Source organism: Allostreptomyces psammosilenae, from assembly GCF_013407765.1.
GTDB classification, from domain to species: domain Bacteria; phylum Actinomycetota; class Actinomycetes; order Streptomycetales; family Streptomycetaceae; genus Allostreptomyces; species Allostreptomyces psammosilenae.
This window is the reverse complement of the sequence record NZ_JACBZD010000001.1, coordinates 3,470,027-3,485,222: the sequence shown is the minus strand read 5'-3', so window position 1 is coordinate 3,485,222 and position 15,196 is coordinate 3,470,027. Positions and strand designations below refer to the sequence as shown.

The window sequence follows — 15,196 nt, the reverse complement described above, 5'->3', positions numbered from 1 at the left end:
CGCGGTCATATCACCCCTGTACACACGCGGGGCACAGAGACCCCCACACCCTACCCGCAGGTGCGCCCTATCACGAAAAGCCGTCGCACGAAAAACCGGCGGACGTATCGCCGAAAGCGGGACGCTATCCCCCAAACGGATCTTGGCGTGCACATGTTCTGGCCAATCCGCGCCCCGGTCCTCGCCCGGTTCGGCGCCCGGAAACACCCGACCCCCGCCCGGGCCCTGGGGCCCAGACGGGGGTCGGACGTCGAGACGGGTCTCGTCACGCCGGGGCGGCTCAGGCCTCGACGGAACCGCCCGCGGCGGCGATCTTCTCGGCCGCGGAGGCGGAAACGCGGTCCACCTTCACGGTCAGCGCCACGGAGAGCTCGCCGTCACCGAGCACCTTGACGGGCTGGTTGCGGCGAACGGCACCCTTGGCGACCAGGTCGGCCTTGGTGACCTCCCCGCCCTCCGGGTACAGCGCGGCGAGCTTGTCCAGGTTCACGACCTGGTACTCGACGCGGAAGCGGTTCTTGAAGCCCTTGAGCTTGGGCAGCCGCATGTGCAGCGGCATCTGCCCACCCTCGAAGCGCTCCGGAACCTGGTAGCGGGCCTTGGTGCCCTTGGTGCCACGACCGGCGGTCTTGCCCTTGGACGCCTCACCACGACCCACACGGATCTTGGCCTTCTTGGCACCCGGGGCGGGACGCAGGTCGTGGACCTTCAGCGGGTTCTCGTCCGCCATGTCAGTCGACCTCCTCGACGGTGACGAGGTGGCGGACGGTGTGGACCATGCCGCGGAACTCCGGGCGGTCCTCCTTCACCACGCTGTCACCGAGGCGCTTCAGCCCGAGGGAGCGCAGGGTCTCCCGGTGGTTCTGCTTCGAGCCGATGTAGGACTTGGTCTGGGTGATCTTCAGACGCGCCATGTCACACACCCGCCCCCGCGGCCCGCGCCCGCAGCAGGGCGGCCGGGGCCACGTCCTCGAGCGGCAGGCCACGACGGGCCGCGATCTCCTCGGGGCGCTGAATGCCCTTCAGAGCGGCCACCGTGGCGTGCACGATGTTGATCGGGTTGGACGAGCCGAGCGACTTGCTCAGCACGTCGTGGATGCCGGCGCACTCCAGCACGGCGCGCACCGGACCACCGGCGATCACACCGGTACCCGGGGAAGCCGGCTTGAGCAGCACGACACCGGCCGCCTCCTCACCCTGGATCGGGTGCGGGATGGTGCCCTGGATGCGGGGGACCTTGAAGAAGTGCTTCTTGGCCTCCTCCACGCCCTTGGCGATCGCGGCCGGCACCTCCTTGGCCTTGCCGTAACCGACACCCACGGTGCCGTCACCGTCGCCCACCACGACCAGCGCGGTGAAGCTGAAGCGACGACCACCCTTCACGACCTTGGCGACGCGGTTGATCGCGACGACGCGCTCGACGTACGCGGTCTTCTCGGCGGCCTGGGCGCCACCGTCCCGCCGGTCGCGCCGCTCCCGCCGCTCACCGCCGCCGCCACCGGCGCCGCCACCGCGGCGCTGGGGTCCAGCCATTGGAATTACCTCTCTTCGTTGCGTCCGCTAGCTAGCGACGGCCGGATCAGAACTGCAGTCCCGACTCACGGGCGGCGTCCGCCAGGGCCGCGATGCGGCCGGCGTAGCGGTTGCCACCGCGGTCGAAGACCACGCTCTCGATACCGGCGGCCTTGGCGCGCTCGGCGACCAGGGCGCCGACCTGCTTGGCGTGGGCGGTCTTGTCGCCCTCGCCGCCACGGATGGAGGCGTCCATCGTGGAGGCCGAGGCCAGGGTGTGACCCGCCACGTCGTCGATCACCTGGGCGACCAGGTGGCGGTTGGAGCGGGTCACGACCAGGCGCGGGCGGACCGGGGTACCGGTGACCCGCTTGCGGACGCGGATGTGACGGCGCTTGCGGGCGGCGCCCTTGGCGGCGTTGCCCTTGCCGATCTTCACACCGACTGCCATGGCTTACTTACCAGCCTTTCCGACCTTGCGGCGGATGACCTCGCCCGCGTACTTCACGCCCTTGGCCTTGTACGGGTCGGGCTTGCGCAGCTTGCGGATGTTCGCAGCGACCTCGCCGACGCGCTGCTTGTCGATGCCCTCGACGTGCAGCTTGGTCGGCGACTCCACGCGGAAGGTGATGCCCTCCGGCGGCTCGACGGTGATCGGGTGGCTGTAGCCGAGCGAGAACTCCAGGTTGGAGCCCTTCGCCACGACTCGGTAACCCACACCGCTGATCTCCAGCGACTTCACGTACCCCTGGGTCACGCCGGTGATCATGTTCGCCACCAGCGTGCGGGACAGGCCGTGCAGGGCCTTCGACTCGCGCTCGTCGTTCGGCCGGGTCACCACGAGGGTGCCGTCCTCGGCCTTGGCGACGTCGATCGGCGCGGCAACGGTGTGGGTGAGGGAGCCCTTGGGGCCCTTCACCGCGACCGTCCGGCCATCGATGGTGACGTCCACACCGGCGGGAACCGGGATGGGCAGCTTGCCGATTCGCGACATGGCTGTACTCCTCCGTTCCCTTCGGTTACCAGACGTAGGCGAGGACTTCCCCGCCCACGCCCTTCTTGGCGGCCTGCTGGCCGGTCAGCAGTCCGTGCGACGTCGAGATGATCGCGACGCCCAGACCACCGAGGACCTTCGGCAGGTTGGTGGACTTTGCGTAGACCCGCAGACCCGGCTTCGAGATCCGCTTGATGCCGGCGATCGAGCGCTCGCGGTTCGGGCCGAACTTCAGCTCGATGACGAGGTTCTTGCCGACCTCGGCGTCCTCGACCTTCCAGCCGGTGATGTAGCCCTCCTGCTGGAGGATCTCCGCGATGTGCGACTTGATCTTGCTGAACGGCATCACGACGGTGTCGTGGTAAGCCGAGTTGGCGTTCCGCAGACGGGTCAGCATGTCTGCGATCGGGTCGGTCATGGTCATGATGGCCTTCGGGCCTCTCTCGCCGGGGTTTCCCACCGCCATGCGGGCGGTATGGGACCTACGGCGTAGTAAGAAGGGTCGGCCGGCGGTGCACCGGGGCCGCCGCGGTCGCGCCGTTTCGGCGCCGCGGCCACCGGGCCGCCCGACCCACCACTGTATCGACGGTGGCGGGTCAGGCGGAAAACCGGCCGGTTACTGCTTACCGAGAGCGTCCGGGAAGTCCGTGCGAAGGACTTACCAGGAGCTCTTGGTCACGCCCGGCAGCTCGCCGGCGTGGGCCATCACACGGAGGCACACGCGGCACAGGCCGAACTTGCGGTAGACGGAATGCGGGCGGCCGCAGCGCTGGCAACGGGTGTACCCGCGCACCGCGAACTTCGGCTTGCGGGCGGCCTTCGCGATCAGGGCCTTCTTCGCCATGGATCAGCTCTCCTTGTTGCGATACCCAGTCGTCATGGACGACTGCTCACGCTTCCTTGAACGGGAAGCCGAGGTGCCGCAGCAGGGAACGGCCCTCCTCGTCGTTCTGGGCGGTGGTCACCACGGTGATGTCCATGCCCCGGACGCGGTCGATCTTGTCCTGGTCGATCTCGTGGAACATGACCTGCTCCGTGAGACCGAAGGTGTAGTTGCCGCGGCCGTCGAACTGCTTCGGGGACAGCCCGCGGAAGTCGCGGATACGCGGCAGCGCCAGCGACAGCAGGCGGTCCAGGAACTCCCACATCCGGTCCCCGCGCAGGGTGACGTGGGCACCGATCGGCTGGCCCTCGCGCAGCTTGAACTGCGCGATGGACTTGCGGGCCTTGGTCACGGCCGGCTTCTGGCCGGTGATGGTCGCGAGGTCGCGCACGGCGCCCTCGATGAGCTTGGAGTCGCGCGCCGCGTCCCCGACACCCATGTTGACCACGATCTTGGTCAGGCCCGGCACCTGCATGACGTTCTCGTAGGAGAACTCCTCACGCAGCTTGCCGATGATCTCCTCGCGGTACCGCTGCTTCAGGCGCGGCAGGGTCCGCTCAGTGGTGGTGGCAGTCATCAGATGTCCTCACCGGTGCGCTTGGCGACCCGGATCTTGTTGCCGTCCTCGTCGAACCGGTAGCCGACGCGGGTCGGGACCTTCTTGCCGTCCTTCTCCACGACCAGCATCACGTTGCTCACGTGGATCGGAGCCTCGGTGGTGATGATGCCGCCGGTCTGCGAACCACGAGCGGTCTGGCCGACCTTGGTGTGCTTCTTGACCCGGTTGACACCCTCGACCAGGACGCGCTCGTCGCGCGGGTAGGCCGCGATGACCTTGCCCTGCTTGCCCTTGTCCTTGCCGGTGATGACCTGGACCAGGTCGCCCTTCTTGATCTTCATCACAGCACCTCCGGAGCCAGCGAGATGATCTTCATGAACTTCTTCTCGCGCAGCTCGCGCCCGACCGGGCCGAAGATGCGGGTACCGCGGGGGTCACCGTCGTTCTTGAGGATGACGGCGGCGTTCTCGTCGAAGCGGATGTAGGAGCCGTCGACACGCCGGCGCTCCTTGACGGTCCGCACGACGACGGCCTTGACGACGTCGCCCTTCTTCACGTTGCCACCGGGGATCGCGTCCTTGACGGTGGCCACGATGACGTCACCGATGCCCGCGTAGCGCCGACCGGAACCGCCGAGCACGCGGATGCAGAGGATCTCCTTGGCACCCGTGTTGTCGGCGACACGCAGCCGCGACTCCTGCTGGATCACGTCTATCTCCTGATCGTCGCGTCGGTTCCCGGGCGGCCCCCACCGCGGGGTGGGGGCACCGCCCGAGCCTGACGGAACTGATTACTTGGCCTTCTCGAGGATCTCGACGACGCGCCAGCGCTTCGTCGCGGACAGCGGCCGGGTCTCCATCAGGAGGACGCGGTCGCCGACACCGGCGGCGTTCTGCTCGTCGTGCGCCTTGAGCTTGTTGGTGCGGCGGATGACCTTGCCGTACAGCGCGTGCTTGACGCGGTCCTCGACGGCGACAACGACCGTCTTGTCCATCTTGTCGCTGACGACGTAGCCCTCGCGGGTCTTGCGGAAGCCGCGCTGCTCGTTCGTAGTCACTTCGCTCTGCTCGCTCATCAGGCCTTCTCCACCGTCTCGGCCGTCTCCACCGTCTCGATGCCCAGCTCGCGCTCGCGCATCAGGGTGTAGATACGGGCGATGTCCTTGCGGACGGCCTTGAGCCGGCCGTGGTTGTCGAGCTGCCCGGTCGCCGCCTGGAAGCGGAGGTTGAACAGCTCCTCCTTGGCCTCACGCAGCTTGCCCAGGAGCTCCTCGTCGCCGAGGACCCGCAGCTCGGACGCCTTGGTGCCGGCCGCCATCACGACTCACCTGCCTCGCGCCGGACGATCCGGCACTTCATCGGAAGCTTGTGCGCGGCGCGGGTGAGCGCCTCGCGAGCCACCGTCTCGTTCGGGAAGGACAGCTCGAACATCACCCGACCGGGCTTGACGTTCGCCACCCACCACTCGGGGGAACCCTTACCGGAACCCATGCGGGTCTCCGCGGGCTTCTTGGTCAGCGGGCGGTCCGGGTAGATGTTGATCCAGACCTTGCCGCCACGCCGGATGTGCCGGGTGATGGCGATACGGGCCGACTCGATCTGCCGGTTGGTCACGTAGGCCGGCGTGAGGGCCTGGATGCCGTACTCGCCGAACGCCAGCTCGGTGCCGCCCTTGGCCATGCCGGAGCGCTTCGGGTGGTGCTGCTTGCGGTGCTTGACCCTACGGGGGATCAGCATCGGGTCAGCCCTCCTTTCCAGCGGTCTCGGCCGGGGTCTCGGCCGGCGCCTCGGCGGCGGCCTCGGCCTGCGGGGCCTGGCCCTGCGGCCTGCGGCCACCGCGCCCGCCGCGCTCGCCACCGCGACGCGGACGCTCCGGCCCACCGGCGGCACCGCGCGAGGGGCGGTTGCCGGCGCGGGCCGCGGCGTTCTCGGCGCGGACCTCGCCGATGTTCTTCACGTCGCCCTTGTAGATCCAGACCTTCACGCCGATCCGGCCGAAGGTGGTGCGGGCCTCGAAGAAGCCGTACTCGACGTTCGCGCGCAGGGTGTGCAGCGGCACCCGGCCCTCGCGGTAGAACTCCGAGCGGGACATCTCGGCGCCGCCGAGACGGCCACCGCACTGGATCTTGATGCCCTTGGCGCCGCCCTTCATCGCGCCCTGCATCGCCTTGCGCATGGCGCGGCGGAACGAGACGCGGGAGGAGAGCTGCTCGGCCACGCCCTGCGCGACGAGCTGGGCGTCCACCTCGGGGTTCTTGACCTCGAGGATGTTGAACTGGATCTGCTTGCCGGTGAGCTTCTCCAGGTCGCCGCGGATGCGGTCGGCCTCGGCGCCCCGGCGGCCGATCACGATGCCCGGCCGGGCGGTGTGGACGTCGACGCGCACGCGGTCACGGGTGCGCTCGATCTCCACCTTGGAGATGCCGGCCCGCTCCATGCCGGAGGTCAGCATGCGGCGGATCGCGACGTCTTCCTTGACGTAGTCCTTGTACAGCTTGTCGGCGTACCAGCGGGACTTGAAGTCCGTGGTGATGCCGAGTCGGAACCCGTGCGGGTTGATCTTCTGGCCCATCAGCGGGTCCTCCCCTTCGAGCCGTCCAGCGGCGAGACCACGATGGTGATGTGGCTCGTGCGCTTGCGGATGCGGTACGCGCGGCCCTGGGCCCGCGGCTGGAACCGCTTGAGGGTCGGACCCTCGTCGACGTAGGCCTCGCTCACGAAGAGCGTGTCCGCGTCGGTGTGGTTGTGGTTGTGCGCGGCGTTGGCAATGGCGCTGTCGAGCACCTTGCCGACCGGCACGCTGGCGGCCTGCGGAGCGAAACGCAGGACCGCCTGCGCCTCCGTGGCGGGAAGGCCACGGATGAGGTCCACCACGCGGCGGGCCTTCATGGGCGTGACGCGGATGTACCGCGCCTGGGCCCTGGCTTCCATCGCTGTCCCCTTGCTCATCTCAGTCGTTTTCCTTCAGCGGCGCAGGTCAGCGACGACGCGACTTGCGGTCTTCCTTCTCGTGGCCGCGGAAGGTGCGGGTCGGCGCGAACTCGCCGAGCTTGTGGCCGACCATCGACTCGGTGACGAACACCGGGACGTGCTTGCGGCCGTCGTGCACCGCGATCGTGTGGCCCAGCATGGCCGGGACGATCATGGAGCGGCGGGACCAGGTCTTGATGACGTTGCTGGTGCCGGCTTCGTTCTGGGCGTCCACCTTCTTGATCAGGTGGTCGTCGACGAAGGGCCCCTTCTTCAGACTGCGCGGCATCGAGACTGCTCCTAGCGCTTCTTGTTCGTCTTGCGGCGGCGGACGATGTACTTGTTGCTCGCCTTCTTCGGCGCGCGCGTCCGGCCCTCGGGCTTGCCCCACGGGCTGACCGGGTGGCGACCACCAGAGGTCTTGCCCTCACCACCACCGTGCGGGTGGTCGATCGGGTTCATGGCCACACCACGAACGGTCGGGCGAACGCCCAGCCAGCGCTTGCGGCCGGCCTTGCCCCAGTTGATGTTCGACTGCTCGGCGTTGCCGACCTCGCCCACGGTGGCGCGGCAGCGGACGTCGACCAGCCGGATCTCACCGGACGGCATGCGCAGGTGGGCGTGGCGCCCCTCCTTCGCGAGCAGCTGCACGGAGGAACCCGCGGAGCGGGCGATCTTCGCGCCGCCGCCGGGCCGCAGCTCGATGGCGTGGATGACGGTACCCACCGGGATGTTCTTCAGCGGCAGGTTGTTGCCCGGCTTGATGTCGGCAGCCGGGCCGTTCTCGATCCGGTCGCCCTGGTTCAGGCGGGCCGGAGCGATGATGTAGCGCTTCTCGCCGTCCGCGTAGTGCAGGAGAGCGATGCGCGCGGTGCGGTTCGGGTCGTACTCGATGTGCGCGACCTTCGCCGGCACGCCGTCCTTGTCGTGACGGCGGAAGTCGATCACCCGGTACGCGCGCTTGTGGCCGCCACCCTGGTGGCGGGCGGTCACGCGACCGTGGTTGTTACGACCGCCCTTGCTGTGCAGCGGGCGGACCAGCGACTTCTCCGGCTCGGACCGCGTGATCTCGACGAAGTCGGCGACGCTGGCGCCACGACGGCCCGGGGTCGTCGGCTTGTACTTGCGGATGCCCATGGCTTCTTATGTCCTCGTCCGTTCGGACGGGCCCGGTCAGGAGACCGGACCGCCGAAGATGTCGATGCGGTCGCCCTCAGCCAGCGTCACGATGGCGCGCTTGGTGTCCTTGCGCTTGCCGAAGCCGGTGCGGGTGCGCTTGCGCTTGCCCTGCCGGTTGATCGTGTTGACGCCGGTCACCTTGACCGAGAAGACGGCCTCGACGGCCTGCCTGATCTGGGTCTTGTTGGCCCGCGGGTCGACGATGAACGTGTACTTGTTCTCGTCCAGCAGGCCGTAGCTCTTCTCCGAGATGACGGGCTTGAGCAGCACGTCACGCGGGTCCGAGTAGGTCTTGCTGGTCAGCTGGTCGCTCATGCCTCGTTCCCTTCGGCCTCGAGCTCGCCGGAGCTGGCGACGGCCGTGGCGCTCTTGCCGGAGACGGGGCCGGCCACGAACCGCTCGAAAGCGGCCTGGGTGAAGACCACGTCGTCGGAGATGAGCACGTCGTACGTGTTCAGCTGCCCCGGGTCCAGGATGTGGACGGTCGGCAGGTTGCGCGCCGACAGCCAGGCGAGCTCGTCGGAGCGCTCGGCGACCAGCAGCACGTTCTTGCGCTCGGTGATCTTGCCGAACAGGCCGCGCGCCGCCTTGGTGGAGGCCTTCTCGCCGTCCAGGACGGCGGTGACCACGTGCACCCGGTCGTGGCGGGCCCGGTCGGTGAGGGCACCGCGCAGGGCGGCCGCCTTCATCTTCTTGGGCGTGCGCTGCGAGTAGTCCCGCGGCACCGGGCCGTGGACGGTGCCACCGCCGGCGAACTGCGGGGCGCGGGTCGAACCCTGGCGGGCCCGGCCGGTGCCCTTCTGGCGGTACGGCTTCTTGCCGCCGCCGCGGACCTCGCCACGGGTCTTCGCCTTGTGGGTGCCCTGGCGGGCAGCGGCCAGCTGGGCGACGACCACCTGGTGGATCAGCGGAACGCTGACCTTGGCATCGAAGATCTCGGCGGGGAGCTCGACGCTCCCGGCCTTCTCGCCGCTCGGCGAGAGGACATCAATGGTGCTCACTGCTTCACGCCCCCTTGGCCGCGGTGCGGACCAGGACGAGGCCGCCGTTCGGGCCGGGAACCGCGCCCTTGATGAGCAGCAGTCCCTTCTCCGCGTCAACGGCGTGGACGGTCAGGTTCTGGATCGAGACGCGCTCGTTGCCCATGCGGCCAGCCATGCGCAGGCCCTTGAACACGCGGCCCGGGGTGGCGCAGCCACCGATGGAGCCCGGCGAACGGTGCTTCGCCTGGGTGCCGTGACCGGCGCCCAGACCGCGGAAACCGTGCCGCTTCATGACACCGGCGGTGCCCTTGCCCTTGCTGGTGCCGGTCACGTCGACCCGGGCACCGGCCTCGAACACCTCGGCGGTGACTTCCTGGCCGAGCGTGTACTCGCTGGCGTCGGAGGTGCGCAGCTCGACCAGGTGGCGGCGCGGGGTGACGCCGGCCTTGTCGAAGTGGCCCTTGAGGGGCTTGTTCACCTTGCGCGGGTCGATCTCGCCGAAGGCGATCTGGACGGCGGAGTAGCCGTCGTTGTCCTCGGTACGGACCTGGGTCACGACGCAGGGCCCGGCCTTGACGACGGTCACCGGCACGACGCGGTTGTTCTCGTCCCAGACCTGGGTCATGCCGAGCTTCTCGCCCAGGACGCCCTTAATCTGCTTAGCCATCTCCCGTGCGCCCCTTAGAGCTTGATCTCGATGTCGACACCCGCCGGCAGGTCGAGACGCATCAGCGAGTCAACCGTCTTGGGGGTGGGGTCGAGAATGTCGATGAGGCGCTTGTGCGTGCGCATCTCGAAGTGCTCGCGCGAGTCCTTGTACTTGTGCGGCGAGCGGATGACGCAGTACACGTTCTTCTCGGTCGGCAGCGGCACCGGGCCCGCGACCTGCGCACCAGTACGCGTCACCGTCTCGACGATCTTCTTCGCCGAGGAGTCGATGACCTCGTGGTCGTAGGCCTTGAGCCGGATGCGGATCTTCTGTCCCGCCATGGCTACGTAACAGTCCTTCTCTCGGAATGTCGCCCCTACTGACCGGCACCTCCGGGCGGAGGAACCGGCGGCACCCCGCTGCCGCATCCCGCTCGACCGACCCACGCGGTCGGGCGTGTCGCGCTGCGCTCCGCACATCACCCCGGGCAGATCCCCTGGGGGTGCGTCCGCCGGCTCGTACGAGGTCGAGCGGCTCGGCAGCGGCCGAAACGACCGCAGGGTCCGGCGAGCGGATACCCGCCGGGCGCCAGGTCGAACGCCTGCCCCGCTTCCCGGGAGATTCCCGCACTTCCGCCCACGTCTGGGGCGACGAATGCGATGGGACTCGCTTCCGGTCCTCCCGGCGGGAGGCGCGGCGCATCGGCACTCAACCGAGCAACCCGAACAGTATGCCCTAGTCGGAGTGAAGATCGCCAATCGGGGCGCCGCGTCGCGGCGAGGTGGCTGAACAGGGCGAACACGGCGACGGGCCCCGCCCCCCGGAAGGGGGTGCGGGGCCCGCCGCACGGGTTGCCTAGATCACTTGGTGATCTTGATGACCTGGCCGGCGCCGACGGTGCGGCCGCCCTCGCGGACGGTGAACCGCAGGCCCTCCTCCATGGCGATCGGCTGGATCAGCTGGACCGACATGGTGGTGTTGTCGCCCGGCATGACCATCTCGGTGCCCTCGGGGAGGGTCACCACGCCGGTCACGTCCGTGGTCCGGAAGTAGAACTGCGGACGGTAGTTGTTGAAGAACGGCGTGTGGCGGCCACCCTCGTCCTTGGACAGGATGTAGACCTGGGCCTCGAACTCGGTGTGCGGGGTGATCGAGTTCGGCTTCACGACGACCTGGCCGCGCTCGACGTCCTCGCGCTTGATGCCGCGCAGCAGCAGACCGACGTTCTCACCGGCCTGGCCCTCGTCGAGGAGCTTGCGGAACATCTCGATGCCGGTGACGGTGGTCTTCGTCTTGGCCTCGCGGATACCGACGATCTCCACCTCCTCGTTCACCTTGAGGACACCGCGCTCGATACGGCCGGTGACGACCGTACCGCGACCGGTGATGGTGAAGACGTCCTCGATCGGCATGAGGAACGGCTTGTCGACGTCGCGCTCCGGGGTCGGGACGGACTCGTCGACGGCGGCGAGCAGGCCGAGGAGCTTCTCGCCCCACTCCTTGTCGCCCTCGAGCGCCTTCAGCGCGGAGACGCGCACGACCGGCAGGTCGTCGCCCGGGTACTCGTACTCGGAGAGCAGCTCACGGACCTCGAGCTCGACGAGCTCCATGATCTCCTCGTCGTCCACCATGTCGGCCTTGTTCAGGGCCACCACGATGTACGGCACGCCGGCCTGGCGGGCCAGGAGCACGTGCTCCTTGGTCTGCGGCATCGGGCCGTCGGTCGCCGCGACCACCAGGATCGCGCCGTCCATCTGGGCGGCACCGGTGATCATGTTCTTGATGTAGTCGGCGTGACCCGGGCAGTCGACGTGCGCGTAGTGACGGTTCTCCGTCTGGTACTCGACGTGCGCGATGGAGATGGTGATACCGCGCTGACGCTCCTCCGGCGCCTTGTCGATCTCGTCGAACGGCGTGAAGGGGTTCAGGTCCGGGTACGCGTCGTGCAGCACACGGGTGATCGCCGCGGTAAGGGTGGTCTTACCGTGGTCGACGTGACCGATGGTGCCGATGTTGACGTGCGGCTTAGTCCGCTCGAACTTCGCCTTCGCCACTGGGGTCCTCCTGTGGACTGGTTCTGTACGCCGTACGACGTCAGGTGGTTCTTGTGGGCAATCGGAGCGCCCGCCAACGGAGTGGAGACCGCTCCGATTGCCGGATGCTCAGCTGGCGACCGGGCCAGTGGCCGGGGACACCGATACGACCGTCCGAATCCTGCCGGAATTGTAGACTTCGCGCACCTTTGTCCCGAGCTCCAGCCTACGGCGCCGGTCCGGGGGAGGGCACGTCCCTCCCCCGGACTACACCGCGGGCTTACTCGCCCTTGGCCTTGGCGATGATCTCCTCGGCGACGTTCCGGGGAACCTCGGCGTAGGAGTCGAACTGCATGGAGTACGCAGCCCGACCGGAGGTCTTGCTGCGCAGGTCGCCCACGTAGCCGAACATCTCGGACAGCGGGACGAGGGCCTTGACGACACGGGCGCCGCTGCGCTCCTCCATGGCCTGGATCTGGCCACGGCGGGAGTTCAGGTCGCCGATCACGTCACCCATGTAGTCCTCGGGCGTGGTGACCTCGACGGCCATCATCGGCTCCAGCAGGACCGGCGAGGCCTTGCGGGCACCCTCCTTGAACGCCATCGAACCGGCGATCTTGAACGCCAGCTCGGAGGAGTCCACCTCGTGGTAGGCACCGTCGAGCAGGGTCACCCGGACGCCCACCATCGGGTAGCCGGCGAGCACGCCGAACTCCATGGCCTCCTGGGCACCGGCGTCCACCGACGGGATGTACTCCCGCGGGATGCGGCCACCGGTGACCTTGTTCACGAACTCGTAGGTACCCTCGGTGCCCTCCAGGGGCTCCAGGGCGATCTGCACCTTCGCGAACTGGCCGGAGCCACCCGTCTGCTTCTTGTGGGTGTAGTCGATCCGCTCGACCGCCTTGCGGATGGTCTCGCGGTAGGCCACCTGCGGCTTGCCGATGTTGGCCTCGACCCGGAACTCCTCCTGCATGCGCGAGACCAGCACCTCGAGGTGCAGCTCGCCCATGCCGGCGATGATCGTCTGGCCGGTCTCCTCGTCCGTGTGGACCTGGAAGGAGGGGTCCTCCTCGGCGAGGCGCTGGATCGCCACGCCGAGCTTCTCCTGGTCGCCCTTGGACTTCGGCTCGATCGCCACGCGGATGACCGGGTCCGGGAAGTTCATGGACTCGAGGATGATCGGGTTCGCCGAGTCGCACAGCGTCTCACCGGTGGTGGTGTCCTTCAGACCCATCACCGCGACGATGTCGCCCGCCGACACCGACGAGATCTCCTCACGCTTGTTGGCGTGCATGCGGTAGATCTTGCCGATGCGCTCCTTCTTGCCCTTGACGGAGTTGAGCACCTGCGTGCCCGCCTCCAGGACACCGGAGTACACCCGGACGTAGGTGAGCTTGCCCAGGTGGGGGTCGCTCATGATCTTGAAGGCCAGGCCGGAGAAGGGCTCCTCGGCGCTCGCCTTGCGGTGCAGCACCGTCTCCTCGTCGCCGACCTTGTGGCCCTCGATGGCCTCGATGTCCAGCGGCGTCGGCAGGTAGCGCACGATCGCGTCCAGCAGGGGCTGCACGCCCTTGTTCTTGAACGCGGTGCCGCAGAACACCGGGGTGAGGTTGCCGGCGATGGTGGCCCGGCGGATGCCCGCGATGAGCTCCTCCTGCGAGGGCTCGTTGCCCTCCAGGTACTGCTCCATCAGGATCTCGTCGCCCTCGGCGACGGTCTCCAGCAGCTTCTCGCGGTACTCCGCGGCCTGGTCGGCGAGGTCGGCCGGGATGTCGACGACGTCGTACATCTCGCCCATGGCGGCCTCGGCCGACCACACCAGGGCCTTCATCTGCACCAGGTCGACGACGCCGGCGAAGTCCGCCTCGGCGCCGATCGGCAGCTGCATGACCAGCGGGGTGGCACCCAGGCGGTCCGAGATCATGTCGACGCAGCGGAAGAAGTCCGCACCGGTGCGGTCCAGCTTGTTGACGAAGCAGATCCGCGGGACGTTGTACCGGTCGGCCTGGCGCCACACGGTCTCGGACTGCGGCTCCACGCCGGCCACGCCGTCGAACACGGTCACGGCACCGTCGAGCACCCGCAGCGAACGCTCCACCTCGACGGTGAAGTCGACGTGGCCGGGGGTGTCGATGATGTTGATGGTGTGGTCGACACCGTCCAGCGGCCAGTGGCAGGTCGTCGCGGCGGACGTGATGGTGATGCCGCGCTCCTGCTCCTGCTTCATCCAGTCCATCGTGGCCGCGCCCTCGTGGACCTCACCGATCTTGTACGTGACACCGGTGTAGAAGAGGATGCGCTCGGTGGTGGTGGTCTTGCCCGCGTCGATGTGGGCCATGATCCCGATGTTGCGGACCTTGGCCAGGTCAAGAGCGGTGGTGGCCATGGTGGCTCAGATCTCTCTCTCGCGATGGGGCTCGACGACTACCAGCGGTAGTGCGCGAAGGCCTTGTTGGACTCGGCCATCTTGTGCGTGTCCTCGCGACGCTTCACCGAAGCGCCGAGGCCGTTGCTGGCGTCGAGGATCTCGTTCATCAGGCGCTCGGTCATGGTCTTCTCACGACGGGCGCGGGAGTAGCCGACCAGCCAGCGCAGCGCCAGCGTGGTGGAGCGGCCGGGACGCACCTCGACCGGGACCTGGTAGGTGGCGCCACCGACACGGCGGGAACGCACCTCAAGCGTCGGCTTGACGTTCTCCAGGGCGCGCTTCAGCGTGACGACCGGGTCGTTGCCGGTCTTCTCGCGAGCACCCTCGAGCGCGCCGTAGACGATCCGCTCGGCGGTGGAGCGCTTGCCGTTCAGCAGGACCTTGTTCACCAGCGAGGTGACAAGCGGCGAGTTGTAGACCGGGTCGACGATGACCGGTCGCTTCGGGGCCGGGCCCTTGCGAGGCATGCTTACTTCTCCTTCTTGGCGCCGTAGCGGCTACGAGCCTGCTTGCGGTTCTTCACACCCTGCGTGTCGAGCGACCCGCGGACGATCTTGTAGCGGACACCCGGCAGGTCCTTCACACGACCGCCGCGCACCAGCACGATCGAGTGCTCCTGCAGGTTGTGACCCTCACCCGGGATGTACGCGGTGACCTCGATGCCGCTGCTCAGCTTCACACGCGCGACCTTGCGCAGAGCCGAGTTCGGCTTCTTCGGGGTCGTGGTGTAGACGCGGGAGCAGGTCCCACGCCGCTGGGGGCTGCCCTTGAGCGCCGGGGTATTGGTCTTGACGACCTTTTCCTTGCGGCCCTTTCGGACCAGCTGCTGAATCGTAGGCACCGCGACTCCGTCTTCCTCGTGCCAAGTAGTTGGGCTAACCCGGAACGTCCTCCAGCGCGTCCACCGCAGCCCGAGGGCTGCTTTCCGACCCACGAGGTCGGGCGTGTCGGCTGGATTCCACCCTGCTCCGCACACCGGAGAGGTCATGGAGACTCGAATCCTT

General features: G+C 68.2%; 25 protein-coding genes. All 25 read right to left on the bottom strand.

What is annotated here, in order from left to right; all coding sequences use genetic code 11:
* Positions 1 to 280 precede the first annotated feature (280 nt).
* The 25 genes from rplO to rpsL all read right to left on the bottom strand — a co-directional run bounded on the left by rplO (position 281) and on the right by rpsL (position 15,033).
* Positions 281 to 730, bottom strand: a complete 450-nt coding sequence (gene rplO / locus FHU37_RS14410) for a 50S ribosomal protein L15 (RefSeq protein ID WP_179814574.1) — start codon at positions 728 to 730, stop codon at positions 281 to 283.
* Between the two features lies 1 nt (position 731).
* Complete coding sequence (gene rpmD, locus FHU37_RS14405) at positions 732 to 914, bottom strand: 50S ribosomal protein L30 (RefSeq protein ID WP_179814573.1); 183 nt, start codon at positions 912 to 914, stop codon at positions 732 to 734.
* A 1-nt stretch (position 915) separates the two neighbouring features.
* A complete protein-coding gene (gene rpsE, locus FHU37_RS14400) occupies positions 916 to 1,533 on the bottom strand; it encodes a 30S ribosomal protein S5 (protein WP_179814572.1) in 618 nt (205 codons plus the stop codon).
* 46 nt (positions 1,534 to 1,579) lie between these two features.
* Complete coding sequence (gene rplR, locus FHU37_RS14395; protein WP_179814571.1) at positions 1,580 to 1,963, bottom strand: 50S ribosomal protein L18; 384 nt, start codon at positions 1,961 to 1,963, stop codon at positions 1,580 to 1,582.
* A 3-nt stretch (positions 1,964 to 1,966) separates the two neighbouring features.
* Positions 1,967 to 2,506: a 50S ribosomal protein L6 gene (gene rplF, locus FHU37_RS14390; RefSeq protein WP_179814570.1), complete on the bottom strand. Its 540-nt coding sequence runs from the start codon at positions 2,504 to 2,506 to the stop codon at positions 1,967 to 1,969.
* Between the two features lie 25 nt (positions 2,507 to 2,531).
* Entirely contained in the window at positions 2,532 to 2,930 is a 399-nt protein-coding gene (gene rpsH, locus FHU37_RS14385) for a 30S ribosomal protein S8 (protein ID WP_179814569.1), read from the bottom strand.
* A gap of 234 nt (positions 2,931 to 3,164) precedes the next feature.
* The gene (locus tag FHU37_RS14380) at positions 3,165 to 3,350 is read right to left on the bottom strand and encodes a type Z 30S ribosomal protein S14 (RefSeq protein ID WP_179814568.1); all 186 of its coding nucleotides are present in this window, start codon (positions 3,348 to 3,350) and stop codon (positions 3,165 to 3,167) included.
* Between the two features lie 46 nt (positions 3,351 to 3,396).
* The gene (gene rplE, locus FHU37_RS14375) at positions 3,397 to 3,966 is read right to left on the bottom strand and encodes a 50S ribosomal protein L5 (RefSeq protein WP_179814567.1); all 570 of its coding nucleotides are present in this window, start codon (positions 3,964 to 3,966) and stop codon (positions 3,397 to 3,399) included.
* Positions 3,966 to 4,289, bottom strand: a complete 324-nt coding sequence (rplX, locus tag FHU37_RS14370) for a 50S ribosomal protein L24 (protein WP_179814566.1) — start codon at positions 4,287 to 4,289, stop codon at positions 3,966 to 3,968. The genes rplE and rplX overlap by 1 nt, the downstream gene beginning before the upstream one ends.
* Entirely contained in the window at positions 4,289 to 4,657 is a 369-nt protein-coding gene (gene rplN / locus FHU37_RS14365) for a 50S ribosomal protein L14 (RefSeq protein ID WP_018382557.1), read from the bottom strand. Before rplN ends, rplX begins: the two co-directional genes overlap by 1 nt.
* 81 nt (positions 4,658 to 4,738) lie before the next feature.
* A complete protein-coding gene (gene rpsQ, locus FHU37_RS14360; RefSeq protein WP_179814565.1) occupies positions 4,739 to 5,023 on the bottom strand; it encodes a 30S ribosomal protein S17 in 285 nt (94 codons plus the stop codon).
* Complete coding sequence (gene rpmC, locus FHU37_RS14355) at positions 5,023 to 5,265, bottom strand: 50S ribosomal protein L29 (protein WP_179814564.1); 243 nt, start codon at positions 5,263 to 5,265, stop codon at positions 5,023 to 5,025. Before rpmC ends, rpsQ begins: the two co-directional genes overlap by 1 nt.
* Entirely contained in the window at positions 5,265 to 5,684 is a 420-nt protein-coding gene (rplP, locus tag FHU37_RS14350; RefSeq protein WP_179814563.1) for a 50S ribosomal protein L16, read from the bottom strand. Before rplP ends, rpmC begins: the two co-directional genes overlap by 1 nt.
* A gap of 4 nt (positions 5,685 to 5,688) precedes the next feature.
* The gene (gene rpsC, locus FHU37_RS14345; protein ID WP_179814562.1) at positions 5,689 to 6,519 is read right to left on the bottom strand and encodes a 30S ribosomal protein S3; all 831 of its coding nucleotides are present in this window, start codon (positions 6,517 to 6,519) and stop codon (positions 5,689 to 5,691) included.
* Positions 6,519 to 6,878 carry a 50S ribosomal protein L22 gene (rplV, locus tag FHU37_RS14340; protein WP_179816276.1) on the bottom strand — a complete coding sequence of 120 codons (360 nt, stop codon included), beginning with the start codon at positions 6,876 to 6,878 and terminating at the stop codon, positions 6,519 to 6,521. The genes rpsC and rplV overlap by 1 nt, the downstream gene beginning before the upstream one ends.
* Positions 6,879 to 6,924: 46 nt before the next feature.
* Positions 6,925 to 7,206: a 30S ribosomal protein S19 gene (gene rpsS / locus FHU37_RS14335; protein WP_179814561.1), complete on the bottom strand. Its 282-nt coding sequence runs from the start codon at positions 7,204 to 7,206 to the stop codon at positions 6,925 to 6,927.
* An 11-nt stretch (positions 7,207 to 7,217) separates the two neighbouring features.
* Complete coding sequence (gene rplB, locus FHU37_RS14330) at positions 7,218 to 8,054, bottom strand: 50S ribosomal protein L2 (RefSeq protein ID WP_179814560.1); 837 nt, start codon at positions 8,052 to 8,054, stop codon at positions 7,218 to 7,220.
* Between the two features lie 36 nt (positions 8,055 to 8,090).
* Entirely contained in the window at positions 8,091 to 8,411 is a 321-nt protein-coding gene (rplW, locus tag FHU37_RS14325) for a 50S ribosomal protein L23 (protein ID WP_179814559.1), read from the bottom strand.
* Complete coding sequence (rplD, locus tag FHU37_RS14320) at positions 8,408 to 9,097, bottom strand: 50S ribosomal protein L4 (RefSeq protein ID WP_179814558.1); 690 nt, start codon at positions 9,095 to 9,097, stop codon at positions 8,408 to 8,410. Before rplD ends, rplW begins: the two co-directional genes overlap by 4 nt.
* Before the next feature lie 4 nt (positions 9,098 to 9,101).
* The gene (gene rplC / locus FHU37_RS14315) at positions 9,102 to 9,746 is read right to left on the bottom strand and encodes a 50S ribosomal protein L3 (RefSeq protein WP_179814557.1); all 645 of its coding nucleotides are present in this window, start codon (positions 9,744 to 9,746) and stop codon (positions 9,102 to 9,104) included.
* Positions 9,747 to 9,760: 14 nt separating this feature from the next.
* On the bottom strand, positions 9,761 to 10,069 hold the full coding sequence (gene rpsJ / locus FHU37_RS14310; protein ID WP_020549238.1) for a 30S ribosomal protein S10: 309 nt from the start codon (positions 10,067 to 10,069) through the stop codon (positions 9,761 to 9,763).
* Positions 10,070 to 10,588: 519 nt separating this feature from the next.
* Positions 10,589 to 11,782, bottom strand: coding sequence for an elongation factor Tu (gene tuf / locus FHU37_RS14305; RefSeq protein WP_179814556.1), 1,194 nt, complete (start codon positions 11,780 to 11,782; stop codon positions 10,589 to 10,591).
* 259 nt (positions 11,783 to 12,041) lie between these two features.
* Positions 12,042 to 14,150: an elongation factor G gene (gene fusA / locus FHU37_RS14300; protein WP_179814555.1), complete on the bottom strand. Its 2,109-nt coding sequence runs from the start codon at positions 14,148 to 14,150 to the stop codon at positions 12,042 to 12,044.
* Between the two features lie 38 nt (positions 14,151 to 14,188).
* The gene (rpsG, locus tag FHU37_RS14295; RefSeq protein WP_179814554.1) at positions 14,189 to 14,659 is read right to left on the bottom strand and encodes a 30S ribosomal protein S7; all 471 of its coding nucleotides are present in this window, start codon (positions 14,657 to 14,659) and stop codon (positions 14,189 to 14,191) included.
* A gap of 2 nt (positions 14,660 to 14,661) precedes the next feature.
* Positions 14,662 to 15,033, bottom strand: coding sequence for a 30S ribosomal protein S12 (gene rpsL / locus FHU37_RS14290; protein WP_179814553.1), 372 nt, complete (start codon positions 15,031 to 15,033; stop codon positions 14,662 to 14,664).
* Between the last annotated feature and the right edge of the window lie 163 nt (positions 15,034 to 15,196).

Coding starts and splice junctions, on each gene's coding strand:
- rplO (WP_179814574.1), bottom strand. CDS start 730: ATGGCGGACGAGAACCCGCTGAAGGTCCACGACCTGCGTCCCGCCCCG.
- rplV (WP_179816276.1), bottom strand. CDS start 6,878: ATGGAAGCCAGGGCCCAGGCGCGGTACATCCGCGTCACGCCCATGAAG.
- rplC (WP_179814557.1), bottom strand. CDS start 9,746: ATGGCTAAGCAGATTAAGGGCGTCCTGGGCGAGAAGCTCGGCATGACC.
- rplF (WP_179814570.1), bottom strand. CDS start 2,506: ATGTCGCGAATCGGCAAGCTGCCCATCCCGGTTCCCGCCGGTGTGGAC.
- rplR (WP_179814571.1), bottom strand. CDS start 1,963: ATGGCAGTCGGTGTGAAGATCGGCAAGGGCAACGCCGCCAAGGGCGCC.
- rplE (WP_179814567.1), bottom strand. CDS start 3,966: ATGACTGCCACCACCACTGAGCGGACCCTGCCGCGCCTGAAGCAGCGG.
- rpsE (WP_179814572.1), bottom strand. CDS start 1,533: ATGGCTGGACCCCAGCGCCGCGGTGGCGGCGCCGGTGGCGGCGGCGGT.
- fusA (WP_179814555.1), bottom strand. CDS start 14,150: ATGGCCACCACCGCTCTTGACCTGGCCAAGGTCCGCAACATCGGGATC.
- rpmD (WP_179814573.1), bottom strand. CDS start 914: ATGGCGCGTCTGAAGATCACCCAGACCAAGTCCTACATCGGCTCGAAG.
- rplX (WP_179814566.1), bottom strand. CDS start 4,289: ATGAAGATCAAGAAGGGCGACCTGGTCCAGGTCATCACCGGCAAGGAC.
- rpsG (WP_179814554.1), bottom strand. CDS start 14,659: ATGCCTCGCAAGGGCCCGGCCCCGAAGCGACCGGTCATCGTCGACCCG.
- rplW (WP_179814559.1), bottom strand. CDS start 8,411: ATGAGCGACCAGCTGACCAGCAAGACCTACTCGGACCCGCGTGACGTG.
- rpsC (WP_179814562.1), bottom strand. CDS start 6,519: ATGGGCCAGAAGATCAACCCGCACGGGTTCCGACTCGGCATCACCACG.
- FHU37_RS14380 (WP_179814568.1), bottom strand. CDS start 3,350: ATGGCGAAGAAGGCCCTGATCGCGAAGGCCGCCCGCAAGCCGAAGTTC.
- rpsS (WP_179814561.1), bottom strand. CDS start 7,206: ATGCCGCGCAGTCTGAAGAAGGGGCCCTTCGTCGACGACCACCTGATC.
- rpmC (WP_179814564.1), bottom strand. CDS start 5,265: ATGGCGGCCGGCACCAAGGCGTCCGAGCTGCGGGTCCTCGGCGACGAG.
- rpsH (WP_179814569.1), bottom strand. CDS start 2,930: ATGACCATGACCGACCCGATCGCAGACATGCTGACCCGTCTGCGGAAC.
- rpsQ (WP_179814565.1), bottom strand. CDS start 5,023: ATGAGCGAGCAGAGCGAAGTGACTACGAACGAGCAGCGCGGCTTCCGC.
- rplP (WP_179814563.1), bottom strand. CDS start 5,684: ATGCTGATCCCCCGTAGGGTCAAGCACCGCAAGCAGCACCACCCGAAG.
- rpsJ (WP_020549238.1), bottom strand. CDS start 10,069: ATGGCGGGACAGAAGATCCGCATCCGGCTCAAGGCCTACGACCACGAG.
- rplB (WP_179814560.1), bottom strand. CDS start 8,054: ATGGGCATCCGCAAGTACAAGCCGACGACCCCGGGCCGTCGTGGCGCC.